General features: G+C 64.9%; 13 protein-coding genes and 1 pseudogene. 10 read left to right on the plus strand and 4 right to left on the minus strand.

The genetic code is table 11. The annotated features are described in order from the left end of the window. Positions 1–1,678 (minus strand): annotated as a pseudogene (locus FJ946_RS06610) (autotransporter outer membrane beta-barrel domain-containing protein); the annotation flags it as partial. Between the two features lie 455 nt (positions 1,679–2,133). On the opposite strand from FJ946_RS06610, the gene xylB reads away from it, so the two are divergent. Next, positions 2,134–3,588, plus strand: coding sequence for a xylulokinase (xylB, locus tag FJ946_RS06615; RefSeq protein ID WP_140563958.1), 1,455 nt, complete (start codon positions 2,134–2,136; stop codon positions 3,586–3,588). Between the two features lie 197 nt (positions 3,589–3,785). Here xylB and FJ946_RS06625 read toward each other — a convergent pair whose 3' ends face one another. After that, positions 3,786–4,148: a nuclear transport factor 2 family protein gene (locus FJ946_RS06625; RefSeq protein WP_140563484.1), complete on the minus strand. Its 363-nt coding sequence runs from the start codon at positions 4,146–4,148 to the stop codon at positions 3,786–3,788. A 110-nt stretch (positions 4,149–4,258) separates the two neighbouring features. On the opposite strand from FJ946_RS06625, the gene xylA reads away from it, so the two are divergent. Then, entirely contained in the window at positions 4,259–5,584 is a 1,326-nt protein-coding gene (gene xylA, locus FJ946_RS06630) for a xylose isomerase (protein ID WP_140563486.1), read from the plus strand. A 307-nt stretch (positions 5,585–5,891) separates the two neighbouring features. After that, the gene (locus FJ946_RS06635; RefSeq protein WP_140563487.1) at positions 5,892–6,101 is read left to right on the plus strand and encodes a hypothetical protein; all 210 of its coding nucleotides are present in this window, start codon (positions 5,892–5,894) and stop codon (positions 6,099–6,101) included. A 57-nt stretch (positions 6,102–6,158) separates the two neighbouring features. On the opposite strand, the gene FJ946_RS06640 is transcribed toward FJ946_RS06635, so the two are convergent. Next, positions 6,159–7,139: a GlxA family transcriptional regulator gene (locus FJ946_RS06640; protein WP_140491100.1), complete on the minus strand. Its 981-nt coding sequence runs from the start codon at positions 7,137–7,139 to the stop codon at positions 6,159–6,161. A gap of 79 nt (positions 7,140–7,218) precedes the next feature. Between FJ946_RS06640 and FJ946_RS06645 the strand changes: the two genes are divergently transcribed. From FJ946_RS06645 to FJ946_RS06680, 7 genes are all read left to right on the plus strand, one after another. Next, on the plus strand, positions 7,219–8,136 hold the full coding sequence (locus FJ946_RS06645) for a 3-keto-5-aminohexanoate cleavage protein (protein ID WP_140491102.1): 918 nt from the start codon (positions 7,219–7,221) through the stop codon (positions 8,134–8,136). 15 nt (positions 8,137–8,151) lie between these two features. Beyond that, entirely contained in the window at positions 8,152–8,775 is a 624-nt protein-coding gene (locus tag FJ946_RS06650) for an HD domain-containing protein (RefSeq protein ID WP_140563489.1), read from the plus strand. Positions 8,776–8,777: 2 nt separating this feature from the next. Further along, positions 8,778–9,872, plus strand: a complete 1,095-nt coding sequence (locus FJ946_RS06655; RefSeq protein WP_140563491.1) for a carnitine 3-dehydrogenase — start codon at positions 8,778–8,780, stop codon at positions 9,870–9,872. Positions 9,873–9,876: 4 nt separating this feature from the next. Then, positions 9,877–11,040, plus strand: coding sequence for an acyl-CoA dehydrogenase (locus FJ946_RS06660; protein WP_140491110.1), 1,164 nt, complete (start codon positions 9,877–9,879; stop codon positions 11,038–11,040). Between the two features lie 3 nt (positions 11,041–11,043). After that, positions 11,044–13,122, plus strand: coding sequence for an acetate--CoA ligase family protein (locus tag FJ946_RS06665; protein WP_140563493.1), 2,079 nt, complete (start codon positions 11,044–11,046; stop codon positions 13,120–13,122). Beyond that, a complete protein-coding gene (locus FJ946_RS06670; RefSeq protein WP_140563495.1) occupies positions 13,115–13,897 on the plus strand; it encodes a carnitinyl-CoA dehydratase in 783 nt (260 codons plus the stop codon). The genes FJ946_RS06665 and FJ946_RS06670 overlap by 8 nt, the downstream gene beginning before the upstream one ends. 216 nt (positions 13,898–14,113) lie before the next feature. Continuing rightward, complete coding sequence (locus FJ946_RS06680; protein WP_140563497.1) at positions 14,114–15,052, plus strand: alpha/beta hydrolase; 939 nt, start codon at positions 14,114–14,116, stop codon at positions 15,050–15,052. Positions 15,053–15,116: 64 nt separating this feature from the next. Here the strand turns inward: FJ946_RS06680 and FJ946_RS06685 are convergent, their stop codons facing one another. Beyond that, positions 15,117–16,775: an FAD-binding dehydrogenase gene (locus FJ946_RS06685; RefSeq protein WP_140563499.1), complete on the minus strand. Its 1,659-nt coding sequence runs from the start codon at positions 16,773–16,775 to the stop codon at positions 15,117–15,119. Positions 16,776–16,825: the final 50 nt, after the last annotated feature.

Here is a 16,825-nt window from a genome sequence, read left to right on the forward strand (position 1 = left end):
CTCCAGCCCCCGCCACCCCCGCCGGTGCCGCCGGCGGGGGTGGCGGGGGCTGGAGCTCCGGATCGCCGGCCTGCACCGGCGGCGTCGGATCGACCGGCGGATTGTTGACGTCGCCTTCGGACGGCACGGGCACGTGCGGCAGTTGGGAAGGCGGCGGCGGCGGCTCGGTTGCCGGAGGTTCGGGCTCGGGCGCCGCCGTCGGTCCGATCCCCGGCGGCGCTGCGGCCGGCGATGTCGGCGTTATCAACGACGAGCGCAGATACCAGTTCTCCGCGCTGCCTGCGGTGACGCCACCCTTGAACAGATAATATTCGAAGGCGCCCGCCGCGACCGGCGCGTCGAGCGCGAAGGCGCTGGCGCTGGAGGTGGCGCCATTGACCGCCTGGACGACCATGATGCCGTCCTGCGTCGTCTCGGCACCCGTGCCGCCGACATTGACCACCCCGATGCCGGTCGAGCCGGAAGCCGTGCCGCCCGACAGCACCAGCCTGTCCGAGGCCGAGGAATCATCGCCGAGTTCCGTCTGGATGAGCAGCAGGCCGCCAAGCCCGGTGTAATTGCCCGAAATCGTCAGCCGATCCGTCGCGCCTGTACTGCCATTGGTCAGGTCGATGCGGCCGGCATTGACGACGTCCGCAAGCTGGCCCGCCGTAAAGGCCTGTATCGACGCGTTGAAGCCGCCGCCATAGAGCGTGCTTGCCGCATCGACGCTGAGCGAGCCCGTGCCGGTGCCGCTGTCTCCCAGCACCAGATTGCCGTCCAGCGTGAGTTCGGTGTCGTTGGTGGCGTCGATGCTCTCCCAGTTCTGCACCCGGCTGATGCCTTTGAGCTTGACGTTGTCGAAACTCAGCGTGTCGGTGCCGAGGCCACCATTCAGCGCGTCGGCGCCGCCCATATTGGAATTGGTCAGGTTGCTCAGCTTTGCCGTGTCGTTGTCGGCGCCGAGGTCGACGGCGCCATAGATGATGCCGCCGCCGTCCCAGACGAAACTGTCGGCGCCGAAGCTCATCAGCACGTCGCCGCCGACCGTGCCGCCGGTAATCGTCACGCTGTCATTGCCGCCGCTGACACTGATGTTGCCGCCGATCGTGCCGCCCGAAAGGATGATCGTGTCCTTGTCGAAGCCGGTGACCAGGTTGCGGTCGATGGTGCCGCCGGACATGTTGAAGTAGTTCTGGTCGAGCTTCATGTTGACGCGGCCGATGCGGCCGCCCGTCATCACCGCATGGTCGCCGTCGTCGAAGAAATCGACGATGCGTCCGTCCGTCATGGTGAAGGTGTCGAGGCCATCACCCTGGTTAAGTGAACCGATCTGGCCGCCGCTTATGTTGAAGTCGTCTATGCCCGAGCCCTGCTGCACATTGCCGATGACGGTGCCAGCGCCGATGGTGAAGAAATCGGCGCCACCGCCCTGGTCGACCGTGCCGGTGATGGTACCGGATTGCATGTTGATGCGGTCCGAACCAACGCCGAAGGTGACATTGCCGCTCACCTGGCCGGTGCCGCCGGCGGGAAAGGTGAGCGTGTTGTCGCCGTTCAGATCGTTGAGGCTGCCGCCCGAATCGCCGCTGTCGCAGATGAAGGTGTCGTTTCCGGCGGTCGGAACGAGCAGGCATGCGGCGAAGGCGGCGGAATTGGGCAGCAACGCCAGCGACGTCGCGGCAAAAACGCCAAGCATTCGAGGAAGAAACATCACCGGCATATGCCGTTTCAGAACAACTAATTTAGCGATGTCTTCCGAATCGCCATTCGGAAGCCTGTTTTCAAAGCGCCGCACCGCGTCCCTCCAAGATTCGCGATTGCAAGCCCCCACCCTACGCCGCAATGAAGACACAATTCGTTCCGTTTTACAAAGCCTAATCTGCCCGTCATGGTTGATGAACTGGAAAACGGGCCGGACAGAGCTGTGCTTTGATTGAGCCAGAATTGGTGCTTGGCGTGCGTCTCGCCAACCCTCCAAAGCGTGTTGGTGGCGGCGCGTACGCTGGCGCGGCCACACAGCCCGCCGTCGGCGTTGTTTTCGTGATGCGCGGCCGATTGTCAGAGAATTGACCCGCGGCGGATCTTGGCTTAAAAACTGCCTCGGCCAGATTTTTTCGAGTTCCGAAAAAAATAATGGCAAGGGAGGAAAACATGTATGTCGGCCTCGACCTTGGCACGTCGGGCGTCAAGGCGCTGCTGATCGATGCCGAACAGACCGTCATCGGTTCCGGCCATGGCGCGCTCGACGTTTCGCGGCCGCATCCCGGCTGGTCCGAACAGGATCCAGCCCACTGGCTACGCGCCTGCGAAGACGCGATTGCCGAACTGAAGGCCTCCCATCCCTGGCAGTTCGCGGCGGTGAAAGGCATTGGCCTGTCCGGTCAGATGCATGGCGCCACCTTGCTCGATGCCTCTGACAAGGTGCTGCGCCCCTGCATTCTGTGGAACGATACGCGCAGCCATGCCGAGGCAGCCGCGCTCGACGCCGATCCGCGGTTTCGCGAGCTGACCGGCAACATCGTCTTTCCCGGTTTCACCGCGCCGAAGCTCGCCTGGGTGAAGAACAACGAACCCGCCATTTTCGCCAAAGTGGCCAAGGTGCTGCTGCCCAAGGATTTCCTGCGGCTGTGGCTGACCGGCGAACATATTTCGGAAATGTCGGACTCGGCTGGCACTTCCTGGCTCGACGTTGGGAAGCGGCGCTGGTCCGCCGACCTGCTCGCGGCCACGTCGCTCGACGAAAAGCACATGCCATCCCTGGTCGAGGGTACGCAGAAGGCCGGTGGGCTGCGCGGCGAGCTGGCGTCGAAATGGGGCGTCGAAGCCGGCATCCCGATTGCCGGCGGCGCCGGCGACAATGCGGCTTCCGCCTGCGGCATGGGCACGGTCCGTGCCGGCCATGCGTTCGTGTCTCTGGGCACGTCAGGCGTGCTGTTTGCCGCCAATGCCTCCTATCTGCCCAACCCGGCAAGCGCGGTCCACACTTTCTGCCATGCGCTGCCTGACACCTGGCATCAGATGGGCGTCATCCTGTCGGCCACCGATTCGCTCAATTGGCTGTCCGAGATTACCGGCAAGGGCGCAGGCGAGTTGACATCGGAACTGGGCGATACACTGAAGGCGCCGACCGGCGTGTCCTTCCTGCCCTATCTCTCGGGCGAGCGCACGCCACACAATGATTCCGTCATTCGCGGCTCCTTTACCGGACTGGCGCATGAATCGAGCCGCGCCGTCCTGACCCAGGCCGTGCTGGAAGGCGTGGCCTTCGCCTTTCGCGACAGCCTCGAGGCGTTGAAGACTGCGGGCACGAGCTTGATGCGTGTGACGGCGATCGGCGGCGGCTCGCGCTCGCGCTACTGGCTGAAGGCCATCGCCACCGCGCTTCAGCTGCCTGTCGACATTCCCGCCGACGGCGATTTCGGCGCCGCCTTCGGCGCCGCCCGGCTCGGCCTGATCGCAGCGACGGACACTGATCCGCTCGATGTCTGCACGGCGCCGAGGACCGATGCAACGATCGAACCGGATGCCGGCTTGGATGGTGCATTTGCCGATGCCTACCAGCGCTACCGCGGGCTTTATCCGGCGATCAGGGCGGCAACGGCGTGAGCAGGTGCCACGCGCCCCCCTCTGCCCTGCCGGGCATCTCCCCCTCTAGGGGGAAGATCGGCAGCTTTGGCGGCTACGCCAGCCTTGCAAGGCCGGAGGTTGGCGAAGGTATAAAAATCAGCCAATCTCCCCCCTTGAGGGGGAGATTGCCGGCAGGCCAGAGGGGGGCGCCTGGCGCCTACCTTAGCCGTGAAGCCTCACTGCGCCGGCACCTTGTCGAGGAAGCCGGTGATGCTCTTCAGGCGGCCGTTCTCGATGACGCCGATATCGGTGCCTTCGATGACGGACGGTGTGCCCTCCGGGCCGAGGTTCCAGGAAAAGCGGATTTTGTCGGCAAACCCGTCCGGTGTGCCTTTCAGCGAGAAGCGGAAGCCGGCAAAGCGCTGCTGCACGCCATCGATCAGCGCCGCGACGCCTTCATGGCCGTCGCCCTGCATGATGGGATCGCGATAGCTGACGTCTTCGGTGAAAGTCGCCTTGAGCAGCACCTGACGGCGCGCGGCGTCGCTCTCGTTCCAGGCGGTGATGTAGCTTTCGGCGATCTTGTTGAGATCGGTCATGATCTGTCTCCTTCGTTGGCTTTGACATGACCCTTTTCACCCAACGGACGAACGGAACCAATTACGCCTGAGGTAATCAGGCGGAGCCATTTCGGAGAGGAAGGAAATCCATGAGCAGCGGCTTTTTCGGCGACATCCAGAAAATCAAATATGAGGGGCCGGATTCGACCAATCCGCTGGCTTACCGGTTCTACAACCCAGACGAACTGGTGGCCGGCAAACGGCTGGAAGACCATCTGCGCTTCGCCGTCGCCTACTGGCATTCCTTCGCCTGGCCGGGCGGCGATCCGTTCGGCGGCCAGACCTTCGATCGGCCGTGGTTCCCCAAGGCCGGCGGCATCGACACGATGGAACTGGCAAAACTGAAAGCAGACGTCGCCTTCGAGATGTTCTCGCTGCTCGGCGCGCCCTATTTCTGCTTCCACGATGCCGACGTGCGGCCCGAAGGCAAGGATTTTTCGGAAAGTTCCGCGCGCCTCGACGAGATCGCGGACTATTTCGCCACCAAGATGAAGCAGACTGGCGTCAAGCTCTTGTGGGGCACGGCGAACCTGTTCTCGCACCGCCGCTTCATGTCGGGCGCCGCGACAAACCCCGATCCGGATGTGTTTGCCTATGCGGCGGCGACGGTGAAGAGCTGCATCGACGTCACCAAGCGGCTGAAGGGCGAGAACTATGTGCTTTGGGGCGGACGCGAGGGCTATGAGACGCTGCTCAACACCGACCTTGCCCGCGAGCAGGAGCAGGCCGGCCGTTTCCTCAACCTCGTCGTCGACTACAAGCACAAAATCGGCTTCAAAGGCACGATCCTGATCGAGCCGAAGCCGCAGGAACCCACAAAACACCAGTACGACTACGATGTCGCGACCGTCTATGGCTTCCTCAAGCGCTTCGGCCTGGAGAAGGAGGTCAAGCTCAACATCGAGCAGGGCCACGCCATCCTCGCCGGCCATTCCTTCGAGCACGAGCTGGCGTTGGCCAATGCGCTCGGCATCTTCGGCTCGATCGACATGAACCGCAACGACTACCAGTCGGGCTGGGACACCGACCAGTTCCCCAACAATGTGCCGGAGATGGCCCTGGCCTATTACCAGGTCCTGCAGGCGGGCGGCTTCAAGACCGGCGGCACCAATTTCGACGCCAAGCTGCGCCGCCAGTCGCTCGATCCGCAGGACCTGCTGATCGGCCATATCGGCGGCATGGATGCCTGCGCGCGCGGCCTGAAGGCAGCCGCCAAGATGGTCGAAGACAAGGCGCTGTCGGCTCCACTCGCCGAGCGCTACGCAGGCTGGAACAGCGGCGAGGCCAAGGCGATGCTTGCCGGCAAGCGCACGCTGGAGGACATCGCCGAGCGCGTGGTGAAGAAGAAGATCGAACCGCAGCCGCGCTCCGGCCGTCAGGAACTGCTGGAAAACATCGTCAACCGCTACGTGTAAGGGATGAAAGGCGGGCGGCGGCTCGTTCAGCCGCCGCTCCGCTTACCCACGCCGCTTCGCGGGGAGAAGTTCCCGGCGTCGCGCTTATTTGCCTGCCGCCCTGTTCGCCATTGAACGGAAAAGGTGCCGGCGGGCGGACGAGGGTGGCGCCGAGACCGGGTGAAGGGCTTTGCGCCAGTGCGGAATCGACGACAAGGTTTTGCCCACTGACGCCCCTCAATCGCCTCTCTCTTGCCTTCAAACTGCCGTCACGAATCTCCTATAAGAAGGTGCTCGTGGCGGGAGAGGAAGAAGGAGGCGAACCGATATGCAGAACGAACGTGAAATCGACGCCCTGCTCTCAAATGGCGAAGCCGGGTCGATCATCGACCGGCTGATGGCAATGCCGCATCCGAAGGATGGTGCGCGCCGCTCCAACGAATGGGACCGCGCCGTTGCCAGCCGTTTCGAGACCCATCTGGCAAGACAGATGCGCTCGCAGATCGACGGCGGCAGCGACCGGCAGAACGCTGCCTGATCAACCGCTTCCCACCCTCGGGTCAAGCCCGTGGGCATGCTTTGGATGACATGTACATCAACCCCGGCGTAGCCTGACCGGGGCTTCACCGAAAGCTCTTGAAAACGCCCTTGAAAATGCCGCGGCGGATGAAAATCCGGTCCGCCCGGCAATGTCGGCCATGGCCACTCTGGTGTCGATCACCAGCCGCCGCGCAGCACCCAGGCGCAGCCTGAGATAGTAGGCGCCGGGCGTCTCGCCGATCGACTTGCGGAAGATGCTCTCCAGTGTCCGTGCCGTAACCCCGGCGCGCTTTGCCACGGCGGCGACCGTCAACGGCTGGTCGACATGCGCCTCCATCAGCCGGATGGCTTGCGCCAGGCGCGGGTCATAGCCGTCGAGCCGGCCGAGCGAGACCAGGGGCTGAGCGTCGGTGGCCGCACGGGCCTGATCGTAGATGAAGACGCTGGCCACATCGAGCGCCACGGCCATGCCGAGGCGGGTGCGAACCAGGTGCAGCATCAGGTCGAAGGTGGGCGAGGCGCCGCCTGAGGTGAAGACCGGCCCGTCGATGACGTAACGGTCCGGGCGGACGTCGACGCCCGGAAAGGCCGACGAGAAATCCTCCATGTCTTCCCAATGGGTGGTGGCGCTGCGGCCTTCGAGCAAGCCGGCCCGCGCGACCAGCCATGTACCGGCCTCGACGCCGCCGCAGGCGCGCGCCGAACGGGCGGCGCGGCGCAGGCCCGAGAGCAGAGCCGACGTCGCATAATTCTGCGTGCCGAAACCGGCGACGACGACAAGAACGTCGGTCGGCTCGGCCGCGTCGAAGCGGCCGCTGACCGCCACTGGCAGGCCGCAAGTGGTGACCGGCGCCTCGCCGGTTACGGAAACCAGCTTGAAATCGAACAATGTCTCGCCGGAGATGCGGTTGGCGGCGCGCAGCGGGTCGACCGCCGAGGCCACGCACATGATGGACGAGCCGGAAAACACCAGCATCGTCACCTTGAGCGGCAGACGCTCGGCGCGAAAGATCGTCAGTTTTTCGCCTTTAGTCATGGAAGCTTCGTAAAACGCAAAGCAGTTTTCGGCAAGTCGGGCGATGCTTGGCGCCTGTTTCGACTGGGAGGAGAGTTCCATGCCGCTTGCGATGAACCGTGAGGTTTTCATTACCTGTGCCGTGACCGGGTCCGGCGGTACGCAGGACCGCAGCCCGCATGTGCCGCGCTCGCCCAAAGAGATCGCCGATTCGGCCATCGACGCGGCCAAGGCGGGGGCGGCGATCGTGCATTGCCATGTGCGCGATCCCGAGACCGGCAAGCCCAGGCGCGACGTTCATCTCTACCGCGAGGTGACCGAGCGCATCCGCGAGGCAGACGTCGACGTGGTGCTGAACCTTACCGCCGGCATGGGTGGAGACATGGTGTTCGGCTCGCCCGAAGCGCCGCTGCCGCTGAATGAAAAGGGCACCGACATGGGCGGCGCCACCAACCGCATGGAGCATGTGCGCCAGTGCCTGCCGGAGATCTGCACGTTGGACTGCGGCACCATGAACTTCGCCGAGGCCGACTATGTCATGACCAACACACCCGGCATGCTGCGCGCCATGGGCGGCATGATGACCGCGCTCGGCGTCAAGCCGGAGATCGAGGCCTTTGATACCGGCCATCTGTGGTTCGCCAAGCAGTTGGTCGAGGAACAGGTTCTGAAGCCGGATGCGCTTGTGCAGCTTTGCATGGGCGTGCCATGGGGGGCGCCTGACGACCTCAACACCTTCATGGCCATGGTCAACAACGTGCCGTCGACCTGGAGCTGGTCGGCCTTTTCGATCGGCCGCAACCAGATGGCCTATGCCGCCGCCGCAGTGCTGGCCGGCGGCAATGTCCGCGTCGGTCTCGAAGACAATCTCTGGCTCGACAAGGGCGTGCTTGCCACCAACGCGCAGCTGGTCGAACGTGCCGCCAGCATCGTCACCAATCTCGGCGCCAGGATTCTGGGGCCGGAGGAAGTGCGCAGGAAGCTCAACCTCACCAAGCGGCCGCCGATCGCGGCATAGAGAGGGGAGCTTCAGATGGCCACCGTCAAATTCACCGCAATGAAGGATGGCGACAGGGAAGACTACGAATTCCTGACCGCGCACGAGATCGACTATGCAGCCAGGATCGGCGAGCGGCTGCTCGACGCGCTGGTGCAGCTCGACGAGGGCCTGTCGGGCTACAAGATCACCCGGCTCGGCCATTCGCTGCAGGCGGCGACGCGCGCCTGGCGTGATGGCGCCGACACCGACTGGATCGCCTGCGCGCTGCTGCACGACATCGGCGACATCTACGCGCCCTACAATCACGACGAATATGCCGCGTCGATCCTGAAACCCTTCGTGCGCGAGCAATGCACCTGGGTGGTGGAAAAGCACGGCGATTTCCAGCGCCTTTATTACGCCCATCATCTCGGCGGCAATCGCCACGCGCGCGACCGCTTCGCCGGCCATGCCTATTTCGACGATTGCGACCAGTTTTGCGAACGCTGGGACCAGTCGAGCTTCGACCCCGACTACGAGACGCTGCCGATCGAGTTCTTCCGGCCCTTCGCGCTCGAAGTCTTTGCCCGCAAGGCCTACGACCCATCGGTGATCCGTACGGGCGAGCGCGTGCCTCTGACGGATCCACAAACAGCCAGCAAAAGAACCGGAGCCTGACAATGAGCATCATCAACAAGGCGGCCGCCATCGGCGGCGGTGTCATCGGCGCCGGCTGGGTGGCGCGGCTGCTCCTCAACGGCATCGACGTGTCGATCTTCGATCCCGATCCCGAGGCCTCGCGCAAGGTCTCAGAAGTGATGAGGGGCGCGCGCCGCGCCTACAAGCAGATGGTTCCGGGCGGCCTGCCGAAAGAAGGCAGACTGACCTTCGCCAAGACCATTGCCGACGCGGTGGCCGACGCCGATTTCATCCAGGAAAGCGTGCCGGAACGGCTCGACCTCAAGCACAAGGTGCTGGCCGAGATCGACACTCACGCGCCGGCCAACGCCATCGTCGGCTCGTCCACATCAGGCATCAAGCCGACCGACATGCAGATTGCGATGAAGAAGCATCCGGAGCGGCTGGTCGTCGGCCACCCGTTCAACCCGGTCTATCTCCTGCCGCTGGTCGAGATCGTCGGCGGCGACCAGACCTTTCCGGAGGCGATCGAGGTTGCCCGGGAAATCTATGCCTCGATCGGCATGAAGCCTGTCGTCATCCGCAAGGAAATCGAGGCCTTCGTCGGCGACCGACTGCTGGAAGCCGCCTGGCGCGAGGCGCTGTGGCTGATCAAGGACGGCATCTGCACCGTCGAGGAACTGGACGACATCATGCGCTATGGCTTTGGCCTGCGCTGGGCGCAGATGGGTATGTTCCAGGTCTATCGCGTCGCCGGCGGCGAAGCCGGCATGCGCCACTTCATGGCGCAGTTCGGCCCCTGCCTGAAATGGCCGTGGACCAAGCTGATGGACGTACCGGAGTTCAACGACGAGCTGGTCGACCTGATCGCCACGCAGTCGGACGACCAGGCGCATGGCCTGTCGATCCGCGAACTGGAAAAGATCCGCGACGACAATCTGGTCGCCATCATGGATGCGCTCTCGAAGCAGAACAAGGGCAAGGGCTGGGGAGCCGGCGCCCTGCACAGGGACTATACGAAGCAGTTGGCCAAGCTGGCGGCGAAAAAGCCGGCCGCCTCCAAGGCGGCCGAGAAGGCGAAGGCATCGAAGCCGGTGAAGAAAGCCGAAAAACCGAAGAAAAAGAAGAAAGGCTGAGACCATGGATTTCGGTCTGTCGGAGGAACAGAAGCTCATTGTCGAGACGACGCGCGCCTTCGTCGAGAATGAGCTTTACCCGCATGAGCGCGAGGTCGAGCGCACCGGCGTGCTGCGCCGCGAACTGATCGAGGAGCTGAAGGCCAAGGCGATCGAAGCCGGTCTCTATGCCGCCAACATGCCGGCCGATGTCGGCGGCGCGGGGCTCGATACGGTGACCTGGCTGCTTTACGAGAAGGAACTCGGCCGCGCCAACTACGCGCTGCACTGGACCTGCGTCGCGCGCCCCTCCAACATCCTTTTGGCCGGCACGCCGGAGCAGCGCGAAAAATATCTGTTCCCGTGCATCCGTGGCGAGAAATGGGATTGCCTGGCGATGACCGAGCCGGGCGCCGGCTCCGATCTGCGCGGCATGAAGGCGACCGCCGTGCAGGACGGCGACGACTGGGTATTGAACGGCACCAAGCACTTTATCTCCCACGCCGACCTCGCCGACTTTGCCATTGTCTTCATGGCCTCGGGCGAAGAGGATTCGCCGCGCGGCAAACGCAAGAAGATCACCGCCTTCTTCGTCGACAAGGGCACCAAGGGCTTCACGGTGCGCGACGGCTACCGCAACGTCTCGCATCGCGGCTACACCAACGCCATCCTCGAATTCGACGATTGCCGCCTTCCGGCAAGCCAGGTGTTGGGTGAAGTCCACAAGGGTTTCGACGTCGCCAATTCCTGGCTCGGCGCCACCCGCCTGCAGGTCGGCGCCACCTGCCTCGGCCGTGCCGAGCGGGCGCTTGGCCATGCGGTCGAGTACGCCGCGCAGCGTCAGCAATTCGGCCAGCAGATCGGCAAGTTCCAGGGCGTGTCGTTCAAGCTCGCCGACATGGCAACCGAACTCAAGGCCGCGGACCTGATGGTGTTCGAAGCCGGCTGGAAGTACGATCAGGGCACCGTCACCGACCAGGACATGGCCATGGCCAAGCTGAAGGCCACAGAAATGCTGGCTTACGTCGCCGACGAAGCGATCCAGATCCATGGCGGCATGGGGCTGATGGACGACCTGCCGCTGGAGCGCATCTGGCGCGACGCCCGGGTCGAGCGCATCTGGGAAGGCACGTCGGAAATCCAGCGCCACATCATTTCGCGGGCGCTGCTGCGCCCGTTCGGGGCCTGATCCATGCACAAACTTGAACGCCTTCTGCGCCCTAAATCGATCGCCGTGTTCGGCGGCGCGCAGGCCGCCGCGGTCGTGGCACAGTCGATCAAGATGGGCTTTGCCGGCGAGATCTGGCCGGTGCACCCGAGCAAGGAAGAGGTCGCCGGCCGCAAGGCCTATCGTTCGATCGCCGATCTGCCCGGCGCGCCGGACGCCGCCTTTGTCGGCGTCAACCGACACCTGACCATCGACGTGATCAAGGCCCTGGCCGAACGCGGCGCCGGCGGGGCCGTCTGCTTTGCCGCCGGTTTCCTCGAAACCGAAGCCTATGACGCGGATGGCGAGCGCCTGCAGGCCGAACTCGTCGCCGCCGCCGGCGAGATGCCGATCATCGGGCCGAACTGTTACGGCCTGATCAACTATGCCGACGGCGCGCTTTTGTGGCCCGACCAGCATGGCGGCATAAGATTGGCCGACGGCGGCAAAGGGGTGGCCATCATTACCCAGTCGTCCAACATCGCCATCAACATGACGATGCAGAAGCGCGGCCTGCCGATCGCCTTCCTGATGACCGCCGGCAACCAGGCGCAGACCGGCCTCTCCGAAATGGCGCTCGGCCTGATCGAGGACGAGCGCGTCAGCTCGCTCGGCCTGCACATCGAGGCTTTCGATTCGGTAGCCGGCTTCGAGCGGCTGGCGGCACGGGCGAGGGAATTGAAAAAGCCGATCATCGCCATGAAGGTCGGCCGCTCCGAACAGGCCAGGCAAGCGACCGTCTCGCACACCGCGTCGCTCGCCGGCTCGGACGCAGCGTCCGGGGCCTTCCTGAAACGGCTCGGCATCGCGCGCGTCGATTCCATCCCCGCCTTCATCGAGGCGCTGAAGCTGCTGCATGTCACCGGTCCGCTGCCCGGCTACAGCCTGTCATCGATGAGCTGTTCGGGCGGCGAGGCTTCGGTCATGGCCGACAGCGCCGAAGGCCGCTGGGTCAACTTCCCGGTGCTGACGGAAGAACACCGTGCCCACGTCAAGTCGACGCTCGGGCCGCTGGTCGCGGTCGCCAATCCATTGGACTACCACACCTTCATCTGGAACAACGAGCCGGCGATGACCGCCACCTTCACCGCCATGGTGTCGGGCGGCTTCGACCTCAACATGCTGGTGCTCGACTTCCCGCGCCCGGACCGCTGCTCGGTGACCGACTGGTGGGCGACGCTGCGCGCCTTCGAATCGGCGCTCAAGACCAACAAGGCGCATGGCGCGATCGTCTCGTCGCTGCCCGAGAACCTGCCCGAGGAATACACCGCCGAGCTGATGGCGCGGGGCATGGTGCCGCTGTTCGGCATTTCCGAAGCGATGGATGCCGCCCAGGCGGCCGCCTTCATCGGCTGGGCCTGGCGCGAGCCGCAGGCGCAGCCGGTCGACACCTCCGCTTCCGGCGCTGCCGGCGGCGAGCATGTCACGCCTGACGAGGCGCAAGCCAAGGCGCGGCTGATCAAGGCCGGGCTGCCGGTGCCCAAGGGCGAGCGCGCCGACAGTGCCGTCGAGGCGGTGATCTCGTCCATGGCGCTCGGCTTCCCCGTGGCGCTGAAGGCGCTAGGCGTCACCCACAAATCCGAGGTCGGCGCCGTCAGGCTCAACCTCAGGGACGCCGAATCCGTCAGCACCGCCGCGCACCACCTTTTGCCGCTCGGCACCGGCCTTTATGTCGAGCGCATGGTGCGCGACGGCGTCGCCGAGCTGATCGTCGGCTTCACCCGCGATCCGATGTTCGGCGCTGTCATGACGCTGGGCACCGGCGGCGTGCTGGTCGAATTGCTGCGCGACAGCGTCACCTTGATGCTGCCGGCGACCCGCGACGACATCGAGGCAGCACTTCGCGGTCTCAAACTGTTCCCGCTGCTCGAAGGCTATCGCGGTCGGCCGAAGGCCGACGTCCAAGCTGCCATCGACGCCATCGCGGGCATTGCTGCCTTCGTGCAGACGAATGCCGGCGAGATCGAGGAACTCGACATCAATCCGCTGATCGTCTGCAGCGAGGGCAAGGGCGCCTGGATCGCCGATGCGCTTTTGGTGCTGGGAGAGAACAAGAATGCCTGACGTCATTTCGACCCGCCGTGAAGGCTCGATCCTCGAGGTCACGCTCGATCGGCCCAAGGCCAACGCCATCGACCTGAAGACCTCTCGGCTGATGGGCGAGACCTTCAAGGCGTTTCGCGACGACCCCGGCTTGCGCGTCGCCATCGTCAAGACCGCCGGCGACAAGTTCTTCTGCGCCGGCTGGGACCTGAAGGCCGCCGCCGGCGGCGACGCCGTCGACGGCGACTATGGCGTCGGCGGCTTTGCCGGGCTGCAGGAACTGCGCGACTTGAACAAGCCTGTCATCGCCTGCGTAAACGGCATGGCAGTGGGGGGCGGCTTCGAGCTGGCGCTGTCCTGCGATCTCATCTACGCCTCCGATCACTCCTCCTTCGCATTGCCCGAGATCCGCGCCGGCACGCTTGCCGACGCCGCGACCATCAAGCTGCCGAAGCGCATTCCCTATCATGTCGCCATGGACCTTTTGCTCACTGGCCGCTGGATGGACGTTGCCGAGGCGCATCGCTGGGGCCTGGTCAACGAGGTGCTGCCGAAGGAGAAGCTGGAGGACCGCGTCTGGGAGATCGCCCGCCTGCTCGCCAGCGGCCCGCCGCTTGTCTTCGCCGCGATCAAGGAAACCGCGCGGGTGGCCGAAGCGCTGACTTTCCAGGACGCGATGAACAGGGTGACGCGCCGGCAGTTGCCGACGGTCGATGCGCTGTACGGTTCCGAGGACAATATGGAAGGGTTCCGGGCTTTTGCGGAGAAGCGGGAACCGGTGTGGAAGGGGAAGTAAAGCAATGCCAGAGATGACGGCGCGAGGCACCCCCCTCTGGCCTGCCGGCCATCTCCCCCGCAAGGGGGGAGATTGGATGTCATTTCCGCTTTCGCCAATCGTCAACGCTGCAAGGAGGGCGATGTCGATTGAACTGCCAATCTCCCCCCTTGCGGGGGAGATGTCCGGCAGGACAGAGGGGGGTGCCTGGGCTCGCCGTTCACAGTCGGCGCGGCCATGACCGACTACAGCAAACTCATCGATGCCGAGACCCGGGCCTTCATCGAGCGGACCAATTCCTATTACCCGCCGGATACGATCGACTACACGATTGCCGAACAGCGCGAGATCTACGACCGCATGTGCCGGGAGTTCTTTGCCGGCTATCCCGAGGGGGTGACAGCGGAGACCACCGCTATTGCCGCACAGGCGTGCAATATCCCGATCCGCATCTATCGCAGCGCCCCGCAGACAGCGGCGACGGTGCTCTATTGCCACGGCGGCGGGTTCATCCTTGGCGGGCTCGGCAGCCATGACGACGTTTGCGCCGAGCTTTGCGGCCGCACCGGTTATGACGTCGTTTCGGTCGACTACCGGCTGGCGCCGGAGCATCTGCATCCGGCCGCGTTTGACGACGCGATGAACGCCTTCGAGTGGGCGGCAGCCACCCGCGATCATCCCGTCCTGCTCTGCGGCGACAGCGCCGGCGGCAATCTCTGCGCCGCGGTCAGCCATGCGACGCGCGGCCATGCGAAGAAACCGATCGGGCAGGTGCTGATCTATCCCGGGCTCGGCGGCGACCGTTCGCGTGGCTCCTATCTGAAGCATGCCGAAGCGCCTATGCTGACCACGCGCGACCTCGAATTCTACAAGCACATCCGTACCGGCGGCGTGGACCAGACCGGCGACATCACGCTTCAGCCGCTGGCCGACGCCGATTTCGCCAACCTGCCGCCGACCGTGCTGATCACCGCCGAGTGCGATCCGCTGTCGTCGGACGGCGAGGCCTATCGCGACCGCATCGTGGCGGGCGGCGGGCGGGCCACTTGGTTCGAGGAAAAAGGGCTTGTGCACGGCTATCTCAGGGCGAGGCACACGGTCGGCCGCGCCCGCGCCAGCTTTACCCGCATCGTCGAGGCGGTGTCGGCGCTCGGCAAAAGCGAGTGGATCTGGTGAGGGCCTCCTCGCATGACAATCGACAGAAGATGATCAACCCAGCGACTGCCAAGCCGTTCGGCGCTCAGCCTACCGAACGAGCCGCCGCCCGGCCGGCGCTGCGGCCGGAGAAGATACAGCCGCCCAGGAACGTGCCTTCGAGCGCCGCATAGCCATGCACGCCGCCGCCGCCGAAACCGGCGGCTTCGCCGACCGCATAGAGGCCCTGAACCGGCTCGCCATCGCTCCCCAGCACGCGGCTTTCGAGATCGGTCTGCAGGCCACCCAGCGTCTTGCGGGTCAGGATGTTGAGGCGAACCGCGATCAGCGGGCCGTTCGCGGGATCGAGCATCTTGTGCGGCCTGGCCGTGCGGATCAGCCGGTCGCCGAGATAGGCCCGCGCTCCGCGCAGCGCGGTGACCTGCATGTCCTTGGAGAAGGGATTGTCGAGTTGCCGGTCGCGGGCGCGGATCTCGCGCTCGACATGGGCGAGGTCGAGCAGCGGTTCGCCGCCGGCCAGCTTGTTCATGCGCGCCACCAGATCGGGCAGTTCGGCCTCGATGATGAAATCCTCGCCCTTCTCCATGAACGCCTTGACCGGGCCCGGAATGCCCGACGTGGCGCGGCCGAGCACCTGGCGCCAGCTCTTGCCGGTCAGGTCCGGGTTCTGCTCGGAGCCCGAGAGCGCGAACTCCTTCTGGATGATTTTTTTGGTCAGGATGAACCAGGAATAGTCGAAGCCGGTGCTCATGATGTGGCTGAGCGTGCCGAGCGTGTCGAAACCGGGGTAAAGCGGCACCGGCAGGCGCTTGCCCCTGGCGTCGAGCCACAGCGACGACGGACCGGGCAGGATGCGGATGGCATGATCGGTCCAGATCGGCGCCCAGTTCCTGATGCCCTCGACATAGTGCCACATGCGGTCGCGATTGATGACGCTGCCGCCGGCCTGTTCCGTGATCGCCAGCATGCGGCCGTCGACATGGTCGGGCACGCCGGTGATCATGCACTTCGGCGCCGCGCCCAGACGCTTCGGCCAGTTTTCCCGGACCAGCTGGTGGTTGCCGCCGATGCCGCCGGAGGCGACGATCACGGCCTGCGCATGAACCTCGAAATCACCTGATATCTCACGCGAACTCTTGTGGCCGCGCTCGACGGTGCTTGGTTGCAGGATGTCGCCGCGCACCCCGTCGATCCTCGTGCCGGTGCGGATCAATTCGTTGACGCGGTGGCGGAACTTGAAGCGGATCAGTCCCTTCTTCTCGGCTTCGCGGACGCGCAGCACGAAGGGCTCGAGCACGCCGGGACCGGTGCCCCAGGTGATGTGAAAGCGGGGCACGGAATTGCCATGGCCAATGGCATTGCCGCCGCCGCGCTCGGCCCATCCGACCACGGGAAAGAATTTCATCCCGCGCTCCAGCAGCCAGGAGCGCTTCTCGCCGGCGGCGAAGCCGACGTAGGCCTCGGCCCATTTGCGCGGCCAGTGATCCTCCGGCCGGTCGAAAGCGGCGGTGCCCAGCCAGTCCTCGAGCGCCAGCTCGTGCGAATCGCGGATGCGCATGCGCCGCTGCTCGGGCGAATCGACGAGGAACAGACCGCCGAACGACCAGAAGGCCTGGCCGCCCAGCGACTGCTCCGGTTCCTGGTCGACGATGACGATCTTCTTGCCGGCCTCGGCCAGTTCGGCGGCGGCGACCAGCCCGGCAAGGCCGGCGCCGACAATGATGACATCCGCGTCGTCAGCCAATTTCCCCTCCCGTTAGCTGGCTACCGTATGAATCTCGAACCGGAATATAT

The sequence above is a fragment of the Mesorhizobium sp. B2-4-7 genome (assembly GCF_006442685.1).
GTDB lineage: Bacteria > Pseudomonadota > Alphaproteobacteria > Rhizobiales > Rhizobiaceae > Mesorhizobium.